This is a genomic window from Bacillus sp. 95MFCvi2.1 (genome assembly GCF_000374965.1).
Classification (GTDB): domain Bacteria; phylum Bacillota; class Bacilli; order Bacillales; family Bacillaceae_G; genus Bacillus_A; species Bacillus_A pseudomycoides.
The window spans coordinates 209051-232843 of sequence record NZ_KB895693.1 but is presented as its reverse complement, the minus strand read 5'-3'; the positions used below and the strand labels follow the sequence as shown (position 1 = coordinate 232843).

Below are 23793 nucleotides of genomic sequence, written 5' to 3'. Positions count from 1 at the left end.
AACACATACAAAAAAATACAGGCAATAATATGCCTGTATTTTTCCTTATTTTGCTATTAATTTTAATGCTGCCTGCAATTGCAGATCATTTTCACCAGAGCGAATCTTTTCAATGATTTTATTTTGAATCGCTTCAGCTGTCTTCTTATCAAGCTGACCTGTCATTTCCATTTCATTTGCATTTTGGAATGCTTTTAAAGCCGACTCTGTTTCCTTACTAAAGTATCCATCCTCACGTCCAGGTACATATCCTAAACTTTTCAGCATTTCTTGCGCATGCTTCACTTGTACATCATTTGAATTATAAGAAAGTGTTTTCTCAATTTGAATTGGCGTTGCATGATAATAATCTGGCTGTTTCACTTCCACCGTTGGGGCAATTCCTTTCTTATGAATCCAATTGCCATCTGGTGTAAGCCATTTAAACATTGTCAGTTTAATATTGCTGCCATCTTTAAACGGAACAGCTTGCTGAACAGTACCTTTTCCAAATGTTTTTTCACCAACTAAATCATATCCTTCACCCTCTTTTAATGCACCTGCTAAAATTTCTGAAGCCGATGCACTTCCTTTATCAATTAATACTGAAATCGGATATGATTTTCTCTCTTTTAATGCAGTTGAGAATTTCTTTTTCTCACCATTTCGTTGTTCAACTTGCATCATTGGCTTTTTGTCCGTCATAATTAATCCTAAAATATCTTGTACGCTATTTAAGTAACCTCCTGGATTACCACGTACATCAATGACAAGGCCTTTTATATCTTTCTTTTCAAGTTCTTTTAATTGATCTCTAAATTCTTTCGCTGTATTTTCAGAGAAAGATGTAATTTGGATATAACCAATATTTTTCTCCTTCTCTTTCTTTACAGAACTAAACACAGTAAAAATCGGAATTTTTTCACGTTTAATTTTAAATTCTAGTGGATCTGCTACTCCTGAACGCTTTATCTCAAGCGTAACGTCCGTTCCTTGTTTACCACGAATCTTTAAGACCGCTTCTTCACGTGATAAATCTTTTACACTGTTTCCATTTACTGATAAAATTTGATCATTTGGCTTAATGCCTGCTTTTTCTGCTGGTGACCCTTTAATCGGAGAGACAATGATCAGTTTTCCATCCGTTTTGTTCACCTCAGCACCAATACCTTCAAGCTCCGGATCAAGCGACTCTGTAAATTGCTTCGCTGTTTCCTTATCCATATACGTGGAATAAGGGTCCTTCAGCGTCGACAACATACCCTGTATCGCACCCTCAACAAGCTTTTCATCCTTCACGTCTTCCACATAACGCGAATCAATCAGTGCATACGCCTCATTAATTTTAGCTAAATCCCCTTGTTTCGTGCTGGCACTATCGCCTGTAATTGTTTGCGCCATATATGATGGATTGATTCCAAACATATACATACCTGCAAACATTCCGCCAGCACCAATTAAAAATGCAACAATCATTCCAATAATCGCAACTCTACGTTTCAATGCGGAATTCCCCTTTCCAGAACACACAGGTGGTGTAGCAAAAGGCATCACACATTGTGTGATGCCTTTACCTATTTCTACTATATGATAAGCTTGTACGAATTATGTTTGCAACTTTTTATACTTTTAAGAAGCGACGAATTGACATTACGCTTCCCCACATACCGATTAATGCACCAATTAACACTAATAAACCGGAAAGTTGGAATACAAACGGACTATATGGAAGAAGTTCGAAAATCGTTCCTCCAAGCTTCTGGTTAAACATACCTTGAAGCGAATTATAAGTAGATAAAATTACAACAATTGGGAGAATTGAACCAAGTACACCTAAGAATAAACCTTCTAATAAGAAAGGCCAACGGATAAACCAGTTTGTCGCACCTACAAGTTTCATAATTTCAATCTCCGTGCTTCGTGCATAAATTGTAATTTTGATTGTATTAGAGATTAAGAACATTGCTGTGAATAATAGACCAGCAATTAACAAAATCCCAATATTACGGCCTGTGTTCACTGTATCAAATAATTTTTCAACTTGGCCTTTACCATATTGAACTGTACTTACAAACTGCATTTTTTCAACTTTTTTCGCAATTGTAGCTGTATCTGTTGGTTCTTTCGCCTTTACAATAAATACGTTTTTAAGTGGATTATCTTGCTCAAATAACTCAAACGTTTTTCCGCTGTCACCTAAGCTTTTAATCAAACGTTTTAACTCTTCTTCTTTAGAAGAATATTTAACAGAATCCACTTTTGCAATTTTGCTAAGATCTTTTTCCAATTTCTTTTGATCCGCTTCTTTCGCCGCTGGATCAATGTGTACACGAATTTCTACATCTTGCTCCACTTTCGTTGCAAAGTGGTTCATATTCATAATCGCTGTTAAAAAGACACCTACAAGTAATAATGTAACTGTTACTGCACTTACAGAAGCAAACGTCATCCATCCGTTACGGGATAGATTTTTTACACCTTCTCGTAAATGCCGACTAAGGGTTTTAGTCTTCATATCCGTATCCTCCCTCAATCTCATCTCGAACAATTTTTCCGCCTTCAATCGCAATTACGCGATGACGAATTGTATTTACGATATCTGCGTTATGTGTTGCCATAACAATTGTTGTACCGCGCTCATTAATACGTTTAAAGATACTCATAATATCAAGTGCCGTATCAATATCTAAGTTTCCTGTCGGCTCATCGGCAATCACAACTTTTGGCTTATTTACAATCGCCCTTGCAATCGCCACACGCTGTTGTTCTCCACCTGAAAGTTCAGTTGGAAGTGCGTCCGCACGATCTTCAAGGCTTACAAGACCCAGTACTTCAGTAACACGCTCACGAATTGCATCAGGCTCTTCTTCAATTACTTCTAAAGCAAACGCTACATTCTCATATACCGTTAATTTAGGTAGCAATTTAAAGTCTTGGAAAATTACGCCTAGCTGACGGCGAAAATATGGTACATCTCGCTCTGCTAACGTTTCAATTACAAGTCCATTCACATTGATAGATCCTGTTGTTGGTTTTTCTTCACGATACATCATCTTAATAAATGTAGATTTTCCGGCTCCACTCGGTCCAACTACGTATACAAATTCACCCTGCTTAATGCTAACTGTGAGTCCATCGATGGCTTTCATACCATTTGGATACTCCTTATAAACATTCGTCATTTTTATCATTATTTATCACCCAATACTTAATGATTTTTTTCGACATACTTTTTCTGTCTATCTGAATATGAAAGCAAAAGCTCCCACTCTTACTTACACTCTGCTGTACTACAAACCTATTAAAGTATTTCTGTTGTTTCAAATAACAGTAACAGCAGTTTCAGTCTATCACTGTTGCTTATGTACATGTTTCAGCAAAATTCTACAAACTACATTGTAACATCATTAGGTTTCCAATTCGGATACAATTTTGTTACAGTTATGTTACAGCGCAAAAAGAAACAAGAAAAAGCAGTTATTCAAAGCTCCCTTTCCTCGATAAAAGGTTAATTCCTAACTATATAAGTACAAATTGAAAAAACAAACATAAACCCTTTCTTTTTTAGATGGGAGAGATCATCCAGCCATGCATAGAAGCAGTCAGATCCTTTTCCTACCCCATGCCAAGTTAAAACAAAGAGAGAAAACGAGTACAGGTCACCTTTTGTTCTTCATAGCAGCAGTTTATCTATTTTAAAATCAAAATAGATACATATATATCATAAACAAGTCTATATCATTTTATGAATCATCTTATAAGTCTAGCCTTTTATAAAATAGCCCAAAAAACTGACTGTTTAGCCCATCATGTCTAAGAACCTTCCACACAAAAAAGCCCCTTAGCCAACACTGCTAAACAGTCAGCTTCACTTTTTTTACGTTCTAGCTTTAGCGGCTAGAATGCTCAGTGGCTTTGCTTCTTCCTTCTATTCTAAACAAGCCACTTCCGCTTTTCTTTTGTCTAGCTGCAGTGGCTAAAATCTCCGGCCGTTTCACTCCCTCGGACGAGACAAAAAATGCCTCTCTGTCGGGGGTTCCAACGTCCTACGATTTTAAACAAGCCACTTCCGCTTTTCTTACTTATGTTCTGCTAACCACTCTGATACTTTTTTTGCATCCTCACCTTGAATAAGTTCCGCTGGCATTGAACCGCGTCCTTTTTTGATAATATTTTCAATCTCCGCCGCGTCGTATTTACCGCCTACTTTTCGTAAATCAGGTCCAGTTGCACCAGATAAGTCGCTAGCATGACAACCTGCACAACTTTTTTTGAAAATTTGCTCTGCACTATCTGTACTTGCAGATTGATTAGAAGATTTATTTTCTTCTTTCTTTCCACATGCTCCTATAGTAAAAGCTAATGATGTTCCTAATGCAATAGCCAACAATTTCTTTTTCACTTATATCGCTCCCCATTGTTGATATCCTTCTTATTATTGATATAGCCATACTTTCACATAGCTCTCACTTGCCATTATAATAATTATCCCCTTATAGAAAAACCAACCTCCATAGGATATTTTTTACAAAAGGGATGAGAACCCTACTCATATAAAGCTTTCACCAATTGTTTCAATTCTGTGAACAAATGTAAATTACTATAAAGATACTGTTTTTACAAAACAGAAAAGGAAAAATTCTATACGGCTTCCTTATCATTTATAGCTTGCTTCTTAATATTTTTTACTTTTTACAAAACAATATACGACCTTGTATCATAAAACCAAGCTCATCAAAAAGAGAAGTTGTCACCCAACTCCTCTTCCTCCTTCTCTTATCAATATAGACAAGATGTACCTCATTATTCCCCTCTATCTCCTCAACGATAGGCCAACAGTCCGTTGGCTTTTTTTCTTAAGAAATACGAGAGCGTAAATATGCATCAATAAACGGATCAATTTCTCCATCCATAACCGCTTGTACATTACCAACTTCCGTATTTGTACGGTGGTCTTTCACTAGAGAGTATGGGTGGAATACGTAAGAACGAATTTGGCTACCCCAGCCAATTTCTTTTTGTTCACCACGAATTTCATTTAACTGCGCTTGCTGTTCTTCTAATTTCTTTTGATATAATTTCGCCTTTAACATTTTCATCGCATGTTCACGGTTTTTAATTTGCGAACGCTCGGATTGACATGTTACAACCGTATTCGTTGGCGTATGTGTAATACGAACCGCTGAATCCGTCGTATTAATGTGCTGTCCACCCGCACCACTTGCACGGTACGTATCTATTTTTAAATCTTCCGTACGCACTTCAATCTCGATATCATCATTAAATTCAGGTACAACTTCACAAGATACGAACGATGTATGACGACGGCCTGAAGAGTCAAACGGTGAAATACGTACAAGACGATGTACACCTTTCTCTGCTTTCAAGTAACCGTAAGCGTTATGACCTTTAATTAACAATGTTACGCTTTTGATTCCTGCTTCATCGCCTGGTAAATAATCGACTGTATCTACTTTAAACCCGCGTTTTTCAGCCCAGCGTGTATACATACGTAATAGCATAGAACCCCAGTCTTGTGATTCTGTTCCACCAGCACCTGGATGTAGTTCTAAAATTGCATTATTTTTATCATAAGGATCGCTTAATAATAGCTGAAGCTCGTACTCATTCATTTCTCGAACTAAAGATTTCACTTCAGATTCTAATTCCTCATGTAAATCTTCATCATATTCTTCTTTTAAAAGTTCATGTGTCACTTCTAAATTTTCGAATGTTTCATCTAACTGACGAAACTTCCCAACCATTTCTTTTAACGCATTCGCTTCATTAATTACAGTTTGTGCGCCTTGTTGATCATCCCAAAAGCCTGCACCCATCATTGTTTCTTCTAATTCTGCAATGCGTTTTTCCTTTGTAGGAAGGTCAAAGAGACCCCCTAAAAGCCGCTAATCTCTTAGCCATTTTCTCTAATTCTTGCCTAATTTCTACTAATTCCATGCTCTTCACCTCTATGTAATTGCTATCGCTTTTATATAAAACAAGGGAAACTCCCTCCGCTTATTACAGAGAGAGTTTGTCCCTTTTTATTATATGGATATTTTTAAAACTTTTCCATTTTGAAAATAAAATTTCGTGTAAGATCGATTTGGAGCGCCTGATATTCTGAACGAGCCGCTTCCGCTTTTCTTTTGATCCAGTTCTGCCTCCTAGCCCCTCATGTCTAAGAACCTTCCCCACAAGAAAGAACCTTAGCTAACGGGGCTGAACAGTCGGCGCCACTTTTCCTTATTTCCCAATACCACAGCAGTTTTTATATTTCTTACCACTGCCACATTTGCATAGGTTGTTACGTCCTACTTGTTCACCTTTTACGACTGGTTTCTTTTTCACTTCTTCACCGTCATCTTTCGGATGAACTGCTTCACCTTGAGCTACTTCTTGGCGCTCTAAGTTTTGTTCGATTTCTGCTTTCATAATGTAACGAGAAACCTCTTCTTCAATGGAAGCGATCATGGATTCAAACATTGCGAATCCTTCCATTTGGTATTCACGAAGCGGGTCAATTTGACCGTAAGCACGTAAATGAATACCTTCACGAAGATGATCCATCGCATCGATATGATCCATCCATTTTGTATCTACAACGCGGAATACAACAACCTTTTCAAATTCACGCATTTGTTCTTCTGGTAGAAGTTTTTCTTTTTCATCATAACGCTCTATTAATTTTGCAATGATTGGCTCGCTCATTTCTTCTGGTGCAAGACGACGTAATTCTTCTTCCTTAACATCACCTTCCTCAAGAAGGTTTGTATTTAAGTAGTCAATCAGACCTTTAATGTTCCAATCCTCTTCAATTTCCTCTTGCGTATGAAGGGCAACAGCACGTTCTACAGTAGATTTCATCATACCTTCGATAATGCCTCGTAAGTTTTCAGATTCCATTACTTCTTGACGTTGCTTATAAATTACTTCACGTTGTTGGCGAAGTACATCGTCATACTGCAAGAGCTGTTTACGTGCATCGTAGTTGTTTCCTTCTACACGTTTTTGCGCAGATTCTACAGCACGAGATACCATTTTACTTTCGATTGGCTGTGAATCATCCATACCAAGGCGATCCATCATCGCTTTCATATTATCTGCACCGAAGCGGCGCATTAATTCATCTTCCATTGATAAGTAGAACTGCGTCACACCAGGGTCTCCTTGACGACCAGAACGACCACGTAACTGATTATCAATACGACGACTTTCATGACGTTCTGTACCGATAACCGCTAGGCCACCAGCTTCTTTTACACCTTCGCCTAGTTTAATATCCGTACCACGACCAGCCATGTTTGTCGCAATCGTTACAGAGCCTTTAAATCCTGCTTCTGTAATAATATCTGCTTCACGCGCATGGTTTTTCGCATTCAAGACGTTATGACGTACACCTTTACGTGTTAACATGTTTGAAATAAGTTCAGATGTTTCAATTGCAACTGTACCAACAAGAACTGGTTGCCCTTGCTTATGGCGTTTTACAATATCCTCAACAACCGCATTGAATTTTCCTTCCATCGTTTTGAAAATTAAATCGGCACGGTCATCACGAACAACTGGTCTGTTTGTTGGTATCACGATAACATTCATATTATAAATGTTACGGAATTCCTCTTCTTCCGTTTTCGCTGTACCAGTCATACCTGATAACTTTTCGTACATACGGAAATAGTTTTGGAATGTAATGGTTGCTAATGTCATACTTTCATTTTGAATTTCTACGCCTTCTTTTGCTTCAATCGCTTGGTGTAAACCTTCACTATAGCGGCGGCCTTTCATAAGACGACCAGTGAATTGGTCTACAATTACAATTTCGCCTTCTTGTACAACATAATCTGTATCGCGGTGCATTACAACGTGTGCACGAAGCGCCTGATTAATATGGTGAAGAAGTGCAACGTGTTTTAAATCAAATAAGTTTTCAATATGGAAAGCTTTCTCTGCTCTCGTAATCCCGTCTTCTGTTAACATGACATTTTTCGTTTTCACGTCAAATGAGTAATCTTTTTCATTTTCTAACGTACGAATAAATGCATTTGCAAAGATATATAGTTCTGTTGATTTTTGTGCTTGTCCAGAAATGATAAGCGGCGTACGCGCTTCATCAACTAAAATGGAATCGACTTCATCAATGATTGCGAAATGAAGCGGACGCTGAACACGTTGCTCTTTATATAGCACCATGTTATCACGCAAATAGTCAAAACCAAGCTCGTTGTTTGTACTATATGTGATATCAGCAGCGTAAGCAGCTTGCTTTTCTTCACGTGACATGCTATTCAAGTTAATTCCTACTGTTAAGCCAAGGAACTCATGTAGTTGTCCCATTTCCCCTGCGTCACGCTGCGCTAAATATTCATTGACTGTAACAACATGAACACCTTTACCTGTTAAAGCATTCAAATAAACCGGTAAAGTAGAAGTTAATGTTTTACCTTCCCCTGTTTTCATCTCAGAGATATTCCCTTCATGTAAGGCAATACCACCCATTAATTGCACAGGATAGGGGCGCATACCAAGAACGCGTGTCGCTGCTTCACGAACAACCGCAAAAGCTTCTGGTAATAAATCGTCTACTGTCTCGCCTTTCGTAAGACGCTCTTTAAATTCAATTGTTTTCCCTTTTAATTGTTCGTCAGTTAACGATTGAATCGATGATTCAAACCCTTCTATTTGATCCACAGATTTCTGCATACGTTTAATTTGGCGCTGGTTTACATCAAACACCTTTTTTAAAATACCGATCATAGGAAATACGCTCCTCTTTTATTAAAATAAAACTTCCGATCGTGCTCTATATTTCTGCTCACTAATCAGTCGTTATAAAACGCAAATTTATTTTCTAGCATTTTCTCTCCTAATTAAAAAAACAAAAAAAGTATAAACCTAATGATAATTGTAACACTTGTTTTATAGCTATGACAACAACTGGCCAAACGCATAGCCTAAATTAGCTGAAATTTTGATTAATAGGCGTTTTATAGCGATTTCATCCTTTACTAAACTTCTTTGTTTCCTGTTCCATTCTGAGACAGCGGTATGTCTTCCCAAAAATAACAGAGTGAAAACTCAAAGACTTTCATATGTTTCATCAGTCTACACGTAAAACATTTTATAAACAATAAAAAAACGCAGCCTTTTACAGCTGCGTTCTTTACTTATTATTTTGTTTCAATTAATCCATATTTTCCATCTTTACGGCCATAGACAACATTAGTTTCATTTGTATCCGCATTTGTGAAGACGAAGAAGTTGTGACCTAACATATCCATTTGTAAAATGGCTTCTTCAACATCCATTGGTTTTAAATCAAATCGTTTTGTACGTACAAGCTCTAATTCATCCTCTTTCACTTCCTCCAACGTTGCCGCTGGCTCTGTAAGGATAAATGCAGTTTTCGGAGAGCCTTTTTCACGTAATTTACGATTTACTTTTGTTTTATGTTTACGAATTTGTCGCTCAACTTTATCAACCACTAAATCAATTGCAGCGTACATATCGCTATGAGTTTCTTCTGCACGAAGTAATAAATCTGTAAATGGGATTGTTACCTCGACACGTTGCTTGTCAGAGTATACTTTTAAATTAACTTTAACCTCTGGGAATGTATCAAAATAACGCTCTAATTTGCTAAGTTTTTTCTCTACATATTCCTTTAATGCTGGAGTTACTTCAATATTTTCACCACGAATGTTGAATTTCATAGATGAATTCCTCCTTTCAAGCCTATGTATACAATTTCGACAATGGCTTAAAAAATCCTGCTAACTTTTTTGAAAAAGTTAGGGAAATTGAAATTTTTTATCGTTTTTTGTTGAAAAGAAAAGATGCATCGTTTCTATTTACATTTTACCCTATTAACATCGTAAATAACGAATATAAGTATGGACAATTCGTTACAGAAAAGAAACAACTTTTTGACAACATTTTTATCATTTGAACGGAAAGACCGACCGAAAACACAACCATCTCTTTTAGGTGGGAGGGAGCATCCGCCCATGGCTAGTAGCGGGCAGGGACTTTTTTTAGCCCCGTGCCATGTAAGAACACAAGGAGACAATGGGCGGAAGTCTCTGTTTGTCTTTCATAACCGTAATTTATGTGCCGTGAAATCAAATTAAAGTTATAAATTGAAAGAACCATATACAACCATTTCTTTTTGGTGAGAACGAGCGTCCGTCTTTGCATAAGAGCGGACAGGACTTTTTCCCCATGCCACGCAAAAAAAACAGAAGGGGACAATAGGTGAAAGTCTCCTTCTGTTCTTCATAGCCGCAATTTATATTTTGGAAGATCAAATTGAATATATATAAACCGTTGCCACAACCCCAGCTCTATGTTTCTCACAAAACTCTTCGTTCGAAATTATAATTTCACAACATTCGCTGCTTGTGGTCCACGCGCACCATCTACAATGTCAAATTCTACTTTTTGTCCCTCTTCTAACGACTTATACCCATCCTGTTGAATTGCAGAAAAATGAACAAAAACATCATCACCGTCTTCACGCTCGATAAACCCAAATCCTTTTTCTGCATTAAACCACTTTACTCTTCCTTGCATGTTCGTTCCATTCCCTTCACTCTAAAAATAAGGGCATTTACCCCATAATTTGACTATAACGAATGACAACATATCAAGTCAAAGAAGTCTTGTCGCCTTTTTATTGTATCTTTCGACATACATATATTACCCACGGCAAAGAGTAAGGCTAGAAATTTTTCGAGCACCTGCATCATACAGGCACTTTGCAACTTGCCTAACCGTAATTCCTGTCGTATACACATCATCAATGAGTAAAAGATGCTGCCCAATAAACATTTCTTCTTTGTGAAAATAAAAGGGATTCGCTACTGAAAGCCTCTCTATACGTTTCTTTTTACTTTGCTTTTCCGTGTCTTTTCTACTTAAAGATGTTTGTAGAAAACTAAGTGGTAAACAAGATGCTAACAATTCCGCTTGATTAAAACCACGCTCGTATTCTCGCTCCTTACTAAGCGGAATCGGAATCATCGCATGATAGTCTGAAAAATACTTACGAAATGTAGCTACAAAGTGCGCATGAAAAATACGAACAAGCTCAGCATCCCCACGAAATTTAAACTGAGCTAATACTTCCTTCATCCAATCATTATAGACGTACACAGATCGATTTTTTATAGGTAGAAACTTTCTCTCTTCCTGCCATCTTACGCAATCCTTGCAAAGGTTACCTTCTCTATACTCCTCTGACAGAGACTCAAATGGTCTGCCGCAGTCATCACAAATTTCTCCTATAATATAGGAAAGTTTCCGTTCACATCGCTCACATATACACCGCCTGTCAGACTGAATAAAAAAAGAATACCAGCTAACGCTTTCTGAAATAAAATCATGACAAAGTAGACAATGCATTAATGTATCAACCCTTCTTGCTTTGCCTTTTTATTCATAAATTGGATATGTTTTTTTGCGCGTATCATTGCTTCTGTTTTTCCATAATGAAAATAAAGAATATCACCATCTGGCCTGCGATGACTTCTGCCGGCCCTGCCAGCAATTTGTACAAGTGCACTTTCCGAAAAAATGACCTCTTCCGCCCCTAACACCGCTACTTGTAAATTCTCTACCGTCACGCCGCGTTCCAAAATCGTCGTCGTTACTAATAATGGGATATTTCCTTTGCGGAACGAAGCTACCTTTTCTTTTCGCTTTGGATCCTCAGCATGAACACCTTCAATGCGATCATCTAATTTTTTTAATAATACACTTACTTCATCAATATAACGTACGTGAGGAACAAATAGAAAAATAGGAGATTGTTTAAGGAGATAATACTTTAGCCATTCAAAAACAACATGCGGGATTTCTTTTCGTTTTAGCGCCTTTTTCCAATTACCGCACCACCGGAACCTTGGGACTGGCAAAGGCTGACGATGATAACGCCCCGGAATGATTACACCTTTTTGTTTACCACCCCATAGCTTACGTTTCCATGTTTCTTCCGGAGTTGCAGTTAAATAAATTTGCGCAGCTCGCTCTTTACTCGCTTGCTCTACTGCATGATGAAGCATCTTGTCCATCGCATATGGAAAAGCATCAATTTCATCCACAATCATAACATCAAATGCTCTATAATAACGAAGCAACTGGTGCGTTGTAGAAACGATGAGCCTTGCTTCCTTTTCACGGTCCAAACTACCACCATATAACGCAGCAATCGGTACATCTGGAAAAACAGTTTGCAAACGGGGTGCGAGCTCTAACACCACATCAGCCCGCGGCGTTGCAATACAAACCCGCTCGCCTTTTTGTAAAGCTTCATCTATACCATAAAAAAGCATCTCTGTCTTACCAGCTCCACATACTGCCCATATAAAAAAAGATTCTTTTTGGTGTACTGCTTCTGTTACTTCGCTAGCTGCTCTCTCCTGCCCAGCTGATAAATGGCCCTCCCACCGTAAAGGATTCGGCAAACTTTCCCATACTACATCTCGTATATCTCGAACGAGCACTGTACATTCTCCCACTCGCCCCATCGTGATGCACTTTCGGCAATACGTGCACATTTGGTTGCATCGTTTACATAGAAATGATGCAAATAACCGCGGTTCTGCATTTCCGCAGCGCTGACATACATAATGTGACGATTTCTTTATTACACCTCTTTCCAAAGAAATATCTCCTTGTCTTTCCAAACGATCTAGTTCATCTTTCGAAAATGGAAGTTCTTCTCGTAGCATTTGTCTTCCTACTAGCATAGTAACGCCCCCTATATAAATCCGTTTTGATTTTTCAGCATATAAGTCGCGGTTATGAAAACAAAAGAAGTTCTTCACTCATTTTCTCCTTCTGTTTTCACTTGGCATGGAGCTAAAAAAAGCACTGACCGCTCCTATCCATAAGCGGATACTCTCTCCCACCTAAAAGGAATGGTTTTATGTCGGTCTTTCTATGCGTATTTATATTTATATAGCTCTACTATAATCCCTTCTCTTTCTCTCGTAAAAACTCAAAAAAGCCGATAACCTACTTTTAAAATAGTAAGCTATCGACTTTATACACATGTTTTATTTAGTTAAAAATCTTATAATCTACCGTAACCTAAGAAATGAGCTGTGTTATAACTGCTATTTACATTACCGTACGTAACACCAGTTCTCTCATCCGCAGCATGAATCATTTGGCCATTACCAATGTAAATACCAACGTGTGATACACCTGCTCTGTAAGTACCTTGCAAGAAGATAAGGTCACCTGGTTGCGCTTCAGATGCGCTAATTTTTTGTACAGAACCCCATAAACTAGAAGTAGTTTGATGCCCTAATCCATACACATAAGAGACTAAACCGCTGCAGTCAAATCCGCCGTTTGACGGTGAAGAGCTTCCCCATACATACTTCATACCAATTAAACTTTTTGCTTTTCCAATTACACCCGTTTCTGGAACTGGTTTTGGAGCCGGTGCTGATGCTGGTGCTGATGCTGGTGCTGGCTTAACATCTTCTTTCTTAGCTTGTCCACCATTATTTGCTGGTGCAGTTTGTTGTGCCGGTGCTGGTTGCTGAGCTTGCTCTGCTTGTTTCTTCGCAGCAGCTTCTTGTGCTGCTTTTTCTTGCGCTTCTTTTTCTTGTGCTTCTTTTTCAGCTAGTTGTTGTAAGTATAATGCTTGCTTTTCAAGCTCTTTTAATTGACCTTCTGTGCTTGTCATGCTGTTTACAACTGTATCCATTTTACCGCTTAAATCGTTCACTGCTTCTTGTTTTTTCGCTTTTTCAGCATCAAGTTCTTTCTTTGCAGTTTCGATTTTTACTTGCGCTTCTTTTAATTCTTTTTGTTTTTCTTTTACCGTTTCAACATCTTTTTTCACAGTTGCTTGATCTTGTTGTTGTGTTGTCATGATATCTTCATCAGATTCAAGAATTTTCGAAACAGAAGTTAAACGATCTACTAAATCTGCAATGTTTTTAGAGTTTACAACAACTTCTGTTACAACGTTTGTATTTGGTTGCTCTTGAAGCGCTACTAAACGCTTTCTTAATAACTCTTCACGTTTTGCAATTTTCGTTTGTAAATCTGCAATGTTTTGATTTTTCTTCTCGATTAATGCTTGTGTTTCTTCAACTTTTTTCGTTGTTTCATCAAGTTTTGCTGCATTTTCTTGAACAGACGTATCTAAATCTTGAACCGTTTTATTTAAATCGTTCATTTGTTTTTGAAGCTCGTCACGTTCTTGTTGTTGCTTATGTAAAGTATCATTTTGTGTATTAATTTGTGTTTTTACATCCTCAATCTTTTCCGCAAATACATTTGGTGTTACCACTGAAAACATCATAAATCCTGCAGCCAATGCGCAAGATGCCATTTTTAGCTTTTTCATTTTGTTTTTACACCGCTTTCTTTTTTTCTTTTCCGTATATAATCTATTAAAATTTATACCATATTTCGGGAGATATTTTATCAATGTTACGATTTTGTAAAATAAATGTAATATTACGTTTGTAATTTCCTGACATTTTCCTTCTAATCCTGTATTTTCTTGTAGAATCTTAAGGGAATCGCGCTATTTTTTTGTACAATTGTCATACATTTGTTATAAAAAAAAACACAAGGAACACTCCTTGTGCTTTTTTCTCTCTATTCATCGAACAATCTATTATTTCACCCATTTTTCAGCCCAATTTTGGACTTCATTCATAACACTTTCTAATGCTTTTCCTTTGTCTGTTAATCCGTATTCGATTCTAACAGGTACTTCTGGATACACATTACGAACGACTACACCTTCGCTCTCTAATTCTTTTAAACGCTCTGACAACATACGATCACTCATATTTGGGATAATATCCGCAATTTCTCTAAATCGCTTCGGCTCTTCTAACAAAGATTTAATAATTAAACCCGTCCACTTTTTACTAAGAAGTGTAAAAGCCGACTCAAACTTTGGACATAAACAAGAATTATGCTCCATATGTTTCACCTCTCCTTTATTATAAAATAGTTTCTTATAAAAAGTAAGTAATAAAACTTTCCTTATTTTTTATAAATGCATTTTGATTTCCCAACATATAAATTGCGACTATGAAGAACACAAGGAGACTCCCACTCATTTTCTCCTTCTGTTTTCACATGGAATAGGGCTAAAAAAGGCACTGTCCCTAAAGGCCCGATTGGCGAGGGCTAATAATCAGTGGGGGATGGAGCCCCACTGATTAAAGTTTCACTTTATGTCGGTCTTTCAATCCGTATTTATATAAATTAAATTTTATCACTTCAAAATATTAACTTGTCAAATAGGCATACGTATATCCGTAAAAAACTCTCTACAAAAAGAGAGCTTTTACATTTTTATTATTTTGTATACCACCCTAGACCTAGTGATCCCTCTCCTAAGTGCGTTCCAATTACAGCACCAAAATAACTGATGCGGATTGTAACATGAGGGTACTTTTCCTCTAATTCTTGCTGCCACTCTTTCGCTTCTTCTTCACGATTTGCATGAATGATAACAGCTTCCATCGGCATACCTTTACTCGCATGTTCATCGAAAATTTCAACGATACGCTTTAGTGCCTTTTTGCGTGTGCGAATTTTTTCAAACGGGATAATAACTTTATCTCTAAAATATAAAACTGGCTTTACTTGCAATAAGCTACCAATAAATGCTTGCGCGCTATTTAAACGGCCACCGCGTTGCAAATGATGGAGATCATCAACAACAAAATAAGCATCTATCGTTTGCTTCATTTCATCAAACCTAGCTAAAATCTCTTCTGGCGCCTTTCCTTCGCTTACCATTCTTGCACCTTCACGCACATAAAACCCTTGTACTTCACAACTAATTTCAGAATCATACGTATATACGTTTATCCCTTCGACCATTTGCCCAGCTGTCGTTGCTGTTTGATATGTACCGCTAATTCCGCTTGAAAGATGGATACAAATCACCGCATCGTATTCTTTTGCCAGTTCTTCAAATAGCTCCATAAATTTTCCAATTGCTGGTTGAGAAGTTTTTGGAAGTTCTTCATGTTCACGTACTTTTACATAAAAATCATCCGCTGTAATTTCCGCTTCTTCTTGATAAGAATTCGTTCCAAAAATCACATTTAATGGAATCATATGTATATTGAGTTCTTCACGAATATGCTTCGGTATATATGCTGTACTATCAGTAACAATAGCTGTTCTCATTTTCGTACCTGCCTTATAAAAAAGTTTTTATTTCCTAATTTTACACGAAAATAGGAAAAGGTGCATTAATGTATGAAAAATGCCGGGGTAAGATTATAATAAACACTTGGACAATTTACAACAAAAATATTAAATTTATAATAGAATTTGCTATTTTCCTACAAAAAATGTTTGAATCTGAAAACTCCCCCTTTTACAATAAAAAGTACTAGTAATATTGAAAGGTAGGGGCGTATATCATTGTTATTACAATATTTAACAATCAAAGGCTACGGTGAGCACGAAATTGTCATTCAAAAGTCACGGTTTATTTGCTATATAAGTCGAGCGAAAACAGAAGAAGAAGCACAAGAATTTATTCAAAAGATAAAAAAGCAGCATTGGAACGCAACACACAACTGCTCAGCCTATTTAATTGGGGAGCAAGATCAAATTCAAAAGGCAAATGATGACGGTGAACCAAGCGGTACAGCTGGTGTACCTATGCTAGAAGTATTAAAAAAACGTGGATTGAAAGATACCGTTGTTGTTGTCACACGATATTTTGGCGGCATTAAACTTGGTGCCGGTGGTTTAATTCGTGCATATGGAAAATGTACAAGTGAAGGAATTAACTATGTAGGTGTTGTCGAACGAAAATTAATGCGAGTTACGAAGACAGAAATTGATTACACACTACTTGGAAAAATTGAAAATGAATTACGCCACTCAAAATATGCTATTAAAGAGATTCATTACCTAGAAAATGTGACATTTGACACTTATGTGGAAGAAGATCAAAAACAAACTTTCACAGAGTGGATGATTGAACTAACAAATGGGAAATGTACAATACAAGAAGATGACATGCTGTATTTAGAACAAGACATTGTGCAACAATAACATATATATATTAAAAGGAGTTTATGTATGGAAGAGCGTTATCATCATCTCCAGAAAAGAAGAGTGAAAAAAAAGCGCAGACGTAGATTGTTTATCTACCTCATTTTTATGTCCTTAATTGGTAGTGTAGGACTTTACATGTTTAACTCTTACTCTTCACTCATGGAGATGTATAGTGGCTTTACTCGTGATAAATCAAAATTACGTGCGGTAGATGTAGAAATTACAAAAGAACCTTTCAGCGTCCTTATTATGGGAATTGAAGATTATGCAACGGATGGACAAAATGGACGAACAGATTCTCTTATGTTCGCAACAATTAACCCAAAAACAAAAAATGTTTCACTCATGAGTATCCCGCGTGACTCACGTGTTACGATTGCTGGAAAAAATAAAAAAGATAAAATTAACGCGGCGCATGCTTACGGCGGAGAAAAAATGGCATTAGACACAGTCGAGAATTTTTTACGTGTGCCTGTTGACCACTACGTAAAAATTGATTTCAAAGGCTTTAAAGGAATTGTCGATGCCGTTGGTGGCATTACAGTCGATGTTCCATTTAATTTCGAGGAACGATCTGATATAGATTACTACAAGCTGATTCAATTTAAACAAGGACAGCAAGAATTAAATGGCGAAGAAGCACTCGCTTATGTCCGTATGCGAAAGCAAGACCCAAATGGAGATTATGGCCGAGCTGCAAGACAACGACAAGTACTTGCCGCGGTTGTCCATAAACTAAATTCCGCTTCTACAGTCTTTAAGATTAAAGATTTAGCGGAGGTTGTTGGAAAATATGTAAAAACTGATATACCTGTATCCGATGGACTTGCCTTATATAATAAGTTATCTGGATTCGATCCTTCTAACATAAAAACGATTAAATTAGAAGGTGAAGATAAAAAACTAAATGATATCTATTACTTTATTCCAGATGAAATGAGCGTTCAAAATGTTCGTAATGAAATTTTGAAAAACTTAGGACAAGATAAAACAGACACGAATTCTACAACCAATACAAGTTCTAATTCTGATACGAATTCAACAAATTCATCTACTAAGAAAAAAGAACAGGAATCTCCGTCTACGAACGCTAACGCGGAATGGTTAATGCGAAATCATCAGTAGAGATTACTACTTAAAAGAAAGGAGCCGCTTCTTATATCAACAGATATGAGGAGCGGCTCTTTTTTCTACTTATTTTTTATTAAAATATTGTAAAATTGCTTCTACAATACGCTCTGAAGCAAGGCCATCACCATAAGGATTAGATGCTTGCGCCATTTTATCATGTGCTTCTTTATTAGATAATAATTCGTCTGCAAGTGTAAAGATTGTTTCTTCGTCTGTACCTGCTAATTTTAATGTACCTGCTTCAATACCTTCCGGACGTTCTGTCGTATCACGTAGAACAAGAACCGGTACGCCAAGAGAAGGTGCTTCCTCCTGTACACCACCAGAATCTGTTAACATTAAGTATGAACGTGCTGCAACGTTATGGAAATCAATTACATCTAGTGGTTCAATTAAGTGAATACGATTATGATCTCCTAAAATATCGTTAGCTGTTTCACGAACAACAGGATTCATATGAACTGGGTACACAACTTGTACATCTTCGTACTTTTCAACAAGGCGTTTAATTGCACGGAACATATTGCGCATTGGTTCACCTAAATTTTCACGACGATGTGCTGTCATAAGTACAAGTCGGTCATTTCCAAGCTTCTCTAGTACTGGATGACTATATTCTTCTTTCACTGTTGTTTTTAGTGCATCAATCGCTGTATTTCCTGTTACGAAAATACGTGCTTCATTTTTATTTTCTTGTTGCAAGTTCGTTGCTGATTTTGCAGTAGGCGAGAAATGAAGATCTGCCATTACACCTGTTAATTGACGGTTCATTTCTTCCGGATATGGAGAATATTTATCCCATGTACGAAGTCCAGCTTCAACATGGCCAACCGGAATTTGATTATAGAAAGCAGCAAGGCTCGCAATAAAAGTAGTTGTTGTATCACCATGTACAAGAACGATATGTGGCTTTGCTTCCTTCATTACTTTATCTAAGCCCTCTAAACCACGTGTTGTAATATCAATTAATGTTTGACGGTCTTTCATGATATTCAAATCAAAATCCGGCGTAATACCAAAGATATTCAATACTTGATCTAACATTTGGCGATGCTGTGCTGTCACTGCTACAATTGATTCAATTTTCTCAGGATGTTTTTGCAACTCTAACACAAGAGGTGCCATTTTAATCGCTTCTGGACGTGTTCCAAAAATCGTCATTACTTTTAAACGTTCAGTCATTTCAATGCCTCTTTTCTTTCACTAGTTACGATATATGAAAAACTAACATAAAACCTCCCCTTTTGAGTGGGAAAGAGCGTCCGGCTATGCATAGAAGCGATCAGATCCATTAGCTCCCATGCCATGTGAAAACAAACGGAGAAAACGAGTGGAAATCTCCTTTTATTTTCATAGCCGCAACTTATATACCAGCTAATCAACATGGATTTATATAAATACAAATTGAAAAACTAACATAAAATCTTCTCTTTTAGGTGGAAGAGAGCGTCCAGCTACGCATAGAAGCGGTCAGACCCTTTAGCCCCCATACCATGTGAAAACAAACGGAGAAAACGAGTGGAGATCGCCTTTTGTTTTCATAACCGCAACTTATATGCCAGCTAATCAACATGGATTTATATAGTATTGTTACACTCACCATTATATATTGAGAAGATAAAAGGACAAAAAAAGCGTTCTTAACAGACGGTAGAAACTTTCCTATTACGAATGCTCTTTCTGCCAACGGAATAGTAATCCATTCTATGTTTCTCAACATCTTTCCCAGTATAACAATTTCTCCCATCAAATAAAATAGGTTCACCCATAAGTTGCACATACCTTTCTAATGGATACGTTCGTATGCATTCCCAATCGGTTACAATAAACGCCGCGTCCACTTCTGTGATTGCCTCATCTAAATCAGTTGTATATTTTATTTCTTCTCCAAACAACTGCTGCACATGCAAAATAGCTTGCGGGTCGTATACAATTACATTTGCTCCCATCTCTAATAACTCTTTTATAATAAGAAGAGACGGTGCTTCCCTAATATCATCTGTATTCGGCTTAAAGGCTGCTCCTAACACCGCAACCTGCTTTCCCCACATATCCATTACGCTTCTAGCTTTCCGAACAAGCAACATCTGTTGTTTGTTATTCACTTCAATTACTGCTTTTAACAATCTAAAATCATGCGCAACATTACCTGCAATTTGAACGAGAGCATTTGTATCTTTTGGGAAACATGAACCCCCATAACCGATACCTGCCTGTAAAAAATGGGGACCGATTCGCCGATCTATTCCCATGCCACCTGCTACTTCTAACACATCTGCGCCCACTTTCTCACATATATTAGAAATTTCATTTATGAAGCTAATTTTCGTAGCCAAAAAAGCATTTGAAGCATATTTAATCATCTCCGCACTGCGGATATCTGTAACAAACGTTTCAATTAACAGCTTACTGTATAGCCTCTCTACCTTCTGCGCGATTTCTTCTGTCTCCGCTCCTATGACGATGCGATCACCATGAAAAAAGTCATGTATACCAGAACCTTCACGTAAAAATTCCGGATTCGATACCATATGTATCATATGCCGCCCTTGTAGCTTCTCCTGAATCCATTCTTTCATTTGATCGTTCGTACCTACAGGAACCGTACTTTTTGTAACCACAATTATATCTGAATTGGCACACATACCAATTTCATAACAACTATTACGAATATATGTTAAATCTGCCGTTCCATCCGGTAAAGATGGTGTTCCTACTGCTACAAATATGAAATCTGAATGTTTAAATGCCTCTGTTTGACTTGATGTAAATGCTAATCGTTTTTCTTGGACTGCTGCATCTACTAATTGCCCCAGACCAGGTTCATAAATTGGCATTTCCCCTTGCTTCATTTTCGCTATTTTCCCTTGATTTATATCAAAACAAGTAACCGAATGACCTAATGTGGCTAATCCTACTCCAGTAATTAATCCTACATATCCAGTACCTATCACCGTAATTTTCATTAGATGTTCCGCCCAGAATACCTAAGATTATAGTTTAGATATTCTGGGCTTCCCCCTTTCATACTAAAACTGAATATATGTCGATGTCTTTAAGGCACTCTTTTTCCCATACTAAGACATGAAGTTGTTGCTTTTAAATATATAAAAATGAGATAGCATGCAAGCTCTCACTCCCTATTATATGAGACACTTGCCCTTTCCTTTTTTAAGATTTTGTAAAATAACGCCCTCCAATTGGACATTTTTCTTTACAAACCGCTTTATTACTGGCTCATTTCATATTTCCATATTTTAACGCGAAACGTACGTATTTTAACGTGCAACACTTATAGTAAAGAGAATCGGTCACATCCTACCATCCCTACTAGGAACAGACTTATATGTAAATGTCATAAATCTGTACCACAATTTAAAAACTATGCAATACAAGTTAATGATAAGATATATTATAACCTTCTTGTGCGACATCGTATTTATTATAAACTTGTCATATATTTTATCTATTTCCAATTACAGTGAATAGAAAAAAAGATTGAATTCTAATCTTTTTGTGATACCATATGTTATGAGCCTGCAAACAATCATCATAATTTTCAGATAACTTGTTCAAAAATTACGTTAAAATATAAAAGGTGGGGTATTAATGGACTCACAAGTGATTTATGCTGTTTTGGCATCTTTCATTACCGTATTAGTTGTTACTCCTTTCGTTATCAAATTAGCATTTAAGATTGGAGCAACTGATAAGCCAAACGCACGTAAAGTACACCAAAAAATTATGCCTCGTCTAGGTGGACTGGCAATTTTCATTGGTGTAGCCGTTGGGTTCTTTGTTAGTGGATTATATGAACAAAGAATGATGTCGATTACTATAGGTGCTGTTATCATTATCATCATCGGTATTTTAGATGATATGTACGAATTATCAGCAAAGGTAAAGTTCGGTGGACAACTGTTAGTTGCCGTACTTATTGTAAAAAGTGGATTATTAGTACAGGTGTTGTATATTCCAATCTTAGGAGATACTGAACTTGGTATCCTTGCATATCCAATTACAGTATTTTGGATTGTAGGTATTACAAATGCCATTAACTTAATTGATGGATTAGATGGATTATCCGCTGGGATTTCATCTATCGTCCTTGCAACATTAGCATATATGGCCTTTACTAGCCCTATGGGTACTGGTGCTGTTATTATTCTGCCACTAGCACTCATTGCACTTGCAAGTACACTTGGATTTTTATTCTATAACTTCCATCCAGCAAAAATTTTCATGGGAGACACAGGTGCATTATTTTTAGGATATTGTATTTCTGTTATATCGTTACTGGGATTATACAAAAGTGTAACGTTATTCAGTTTCCTTGTTCCTATTATCATTTTAGGTGTACCTATCTTTGATACCACATTTGCAATTATCAGACGAATTGTGAATAAAAAACCAATTTCTGCACCAGATAAATCGCATTTACATCATCGTCTATTGGCAATGGGCTTTTCTCATCGTACGACGGTACTTATCATTTACGCATTTGGTATTTTCTTTAGCGTAAATGCAATTATTTTCACTAGCGCAACATTGTGGTTATCCATTATCCTTCTGTTCGCTTTAATCTTCTTTACTGAAATCGTAGCAGAAGTAATTGGTCTTGTGCACGAACGTTACAAACCAATTATTTCCTTCTATAAAAAAGTAAAAAAACGCGAATAATAACTGTAGTATAGCCTTTATTAGTGTAAAATATTCAAATAGCACTCTTTCTTCTTAAGAAAGAGTGCTATTTTTTATTTCCAAAATATAGTTTGTTTGAGAGTTCTTCTATTGGAGAAAGATATACATGTAAAGAGGATAATGAGACTACAATCTTAACTCCTTCTCCATGACTGTTAGACTGAGGGTGAGTATTTTGATGAAGCAAATGTTTCAATGTATTATTATATTTTTAAGTATTACTACATGTTCGGTATCTTATACTGAAGCAGCCGCTAACTCCCCACTTACACATCAATCTACGATTCAGAACGCGGCCCTTCCGCCTAAAATTGCATACTTAACATTTGATGATGGGCCAAACAAATACACATCACAAATTTTAAACATCTTAAAGCAAAAGCAGGGAAAGGCAACCTTCTTTGTAATTGGTGGCAAGGCTTCACATTATCCACAAACAATGAAACGTTTCATACAAGAAGGTCATTATATCGGTCTTCACAGCATGTCTCATGACGTAAAGCGTTTATATACTGGTGATCCATCCGTTTTAATTACCGAAATGGAGCAGGCCCGCTCTATTGTCCGCCATATAGCAAATTTAGATACACACCTTGTTCGCGTTCCATATGGTAGTATGCCTTATTTAAAAAAGAATTATCGTGATGCACTTGTTTCCGCTCAGTACAAAATGTGGGATTGGACAATCGATACATATGACTGGAAAAGTTATCATAATCCTTCTGCTATATTAGAGCGTGTTATGAACCAAAGCGACGAACAAGTTGAAGTTATTTTAATGCATGATTCTAGCGTTACAGTGAAAATTCTTCCAAAGGTAATTGACTACCTTAAGGCGAAAGGATACACACTTCTTCCCTATAATCCTTCCTCTCATTCAGAAGTGAATTTCTGGAAGGACGCAAGATTGTAACA

The 23793-nt window shown here is 37.0% G+C and carries 19 protein-coding genes; 4 read left to right on the top strand and 15 right to left on the bottom strand.

Annotated elements, in window-relative coordinates; genetic code table 11:
- Window positions 1–45: 45 nt before the first annotated feature.
- The 13 genes from C568_RS0108750 to C568_RS0108690 form a co-directional block, all read right to left on the bottom strand.
- Window positions 46–1482: a S41 family peptidase gene (locus tag C568_RS0108750; RefSeq protein WP_018781285.1), complete on the bottom strand. Its 1437-nt coding sequence runs from the start codon at window positions 1480–1482 to the stop codon at window positions 46–48.
- A gap of 118 nt (window positions 1483–1600) precedes the next feature.
- Window positions 1601–2494, bottom strand: coding sequence for a permease-like cell division protein FtsX (ftsX, locus tag C568_RS0108745; RefSeq protein WP_018765117.1), 894 nt, complete (start codon window positions 2492–2494; stop codon window positions 1601–1603).
- Window positions 2484–3170, bottom strand: coding sequence for a cell division ATP-binding protein FtsE (gene ftsE / locus C568_RS0108740; protein WP_003209063.1), 687 nt, complete (start codon window positions 3168–3170; stop codon window positions 2484–2486). Before ftsE ends, ftsX begins: the two co-directional genes overlap by 11 nt.
- An 887-nt stretch (window positions 3171–4057) precedes the next feature.
- Window positions 4058–4381 (bottom strand): cytochrome c551, encoded by a 324-nt coding sequence (gene cccB, locus C568_RS0108735; protein ID WP_003201828.1) that lies wholly within the window; start codon window positions 4379–4381, stop codon window positions 4058–4060.
- Window positions 4382–4835: 454 nt separating this feature from the next.
- Window positions 4836–5937, bottom strand: a protein-coding gene (gene prfB / locus C568_RS0108730; protein WP_097794513.1) for a peptide chain release factor 2 whose coding sequence is annotated in 2 segments (ribosomal slippage) — window positions 4836–5864 and window positions 5866–5937 — 1101 coding nt in all. Because the reading frame shifts where the segments join, the coding sequence is not laid out codon by codon here.
- Window positions 5938–6225: 288 nt separating this feature from the next.
- Window positions 6226–8736 (bottom strand): preprotein translocase subunit SecA, encoded by a 2511-nt coding sequence (secA, locus tag C568_RS0108725; protein ID WP_006096559.1) that lies wholly within the window; start codon window positions 8734–8736, stop codon window positions 6226–6228.
- Between the two features lie 413 nt (window positions 8737–9149).
- Window positions 9150–9692 (bottom strand): ribosome hibernation-promoting factor, HPF/YfiA family, encoded by a 543-nt coding sequence (hpf, locus tag C568_RS0108720; protein ID WP_003201824.1) that lies wholly within the window; start codon window positions 9690–9692, stop codon window positions 9150–9152.
- 661 nt (window positions 9693–10353) lie between these two features.
- Window positions 10354–10551, bottom strand: a complete 198-nt coding sequence (cspC, locus tag C568_RS0108715; RefSeq protein WP_001162040.1) for a cold shock protein CspC — start codon at window positions 10549–10551, stop codon at window positions 10354–10356.
- Window positions 10552–10677: 126 nt separating this feature from the next.
- A complete protein-coding gene (locus C568_RS0108710) occupies window positions 10678–11382 on the bottom strand; it encodes a ComF family protein (protein WP_042511394.1) in 705 nt (234 codons plus the stop codon).
- Complete coding sequence (locus C568_RS0108705) at window positions 11382–12728, bottom strand: DEAD/DEAH box helicase (RefSeq protein WP_018781282.1); 1347 nt, start codon at window positions 12726–12728, stop codon at window positions 11382–11384. Before C568_RS0108705 ends, C568_RS0108710 begins: the two co-directional genes overlap by 1 nt.
- 326 nt (window positions 12729–13054) lie before the next feature.
- Entirely contained in the window at window positions 13055–14347 is a 1293-nt protein-coding gene (locus tag C568_RS0108700) for a C40 family peptidase (RefSeq protein ID WP_018781281.1), read from the bottom strand.
- A gap of 276 nt (window positions 14348–14623) precedes the next feature.
- The gene (locus C568_RS0108695; protein WP_016112543.1) at window positions 14624–14938 is read right to left on the bottom strand and encodes a winged helix-turn-helix transcriptional regulator; all 315 of its coding nucleotides are present in this window, start codon (window positions 14936–14938) and stop codon (window positions 14624–14626) included.
- Between the two features lie 380 nt (window positions 14939–15318).
- Window positions 15319–16161 (bottom strand): DegV family protein, encoded by an 843-nt coding sequence (locus C568_RS0108690; RefSeq protein ID WP_018781280.1) that lies wholly within the window; start codon window positions 16159–16161, stop codon window positions 15319–15321.
- A gap of 240 nt (window positions 16162–16401) precedes the next feature.
- On the opposite strand from C568_RS0108690, the gene C568_RS0108685 reads away from it, so the two are divergent.
- Both C568_RS0108685 and C568_RS0108680 read left to right on the top strand, forming a co-directional pair.
- Complete coding sequence (locus tag C568_RS0108685) at window positions 16402–17043, top strand: YigZ family protein (RefSeq protein WP_003202049.1); 642 nt, start codon at window positions 16402–16404, stop codon at window positions 17041–17043.
- Window positions 17044–17070: 27 nt separating this feature from the next.
- A complete protein-coding gene (locus C568_RS0108680; protein ID WP_006096566.1) occupies window positions 17071–18171 on the top strand; it encodes an LCP family protein in 1101 nt (366 codons plus the stop codon).
- Between the two features lie 69 nt (window positions 18172–18240).
- Here C568_RS0108680 and wecB read toward each other — a convergent pair whose 3' ends face one another.
- Both wecB and C568_RS0108665 read right to left on the bottom strand, forming a co-directional pair.
- The gene (wecB, locus tag C568_RS0108675) at window positions 18241–19359 is read right to left on the bottom strand and encodes a non-hydrolyzing UDP-N-acetylglucosamine 2-epimerase (RefSeq protein WP_018781279.1); all 1119 of its coding nucleotides are present in this window, start codon (window positions 19357–19359) and stop codon (window positions 18241–18243) included.
- A gap of 458 nt (window positions 19360–19817) precedes the next feature.
- Window positions 19818–21143 (bottom strand): UDP-glucose dehydrogenase family protein, encoded by a 1326-nt coding sequence (locus C568_RS0108665; protein WP_018781277.1) that lies wholly within the window; start codon window positions 21141–21143, stop codon window positions 19818–19820.
- Between the two features lie 643 nt (window positions 21144–21786).
- Here C568_RS0108665 and C568_RS0108660 point away from each other — a divergent pair.
- Together C568_RS0108660 and C568_RS0108655 are read left to right on the top strand one after the other, a co-directional pair.
- Window positions 21787–22857: a glycosyltransferase family 4 protein gene (locus C568_RS0108660; RefSeq protein ID WP_003202041.1), complete on the top strand. Its 1071-nt coding sequence runs from the start codon at window positions 21787–21789 to the stop codon at window positions 22855–22857.
- A gap of 199 nt (window positions 22858–23056) precedes the next feature.
- Complete coding sequence (locus C568_RS0108655) at window positions 23057–23791, top strand: polysaccharide deacetylase family protein (protein ID WP_018781276.1); 735 nt, start codon at window positions 23057–23059, stop codon at window positions 23789–23791.
- Window positions 23792–23793 lie beyond the last annotated feature (2 nt).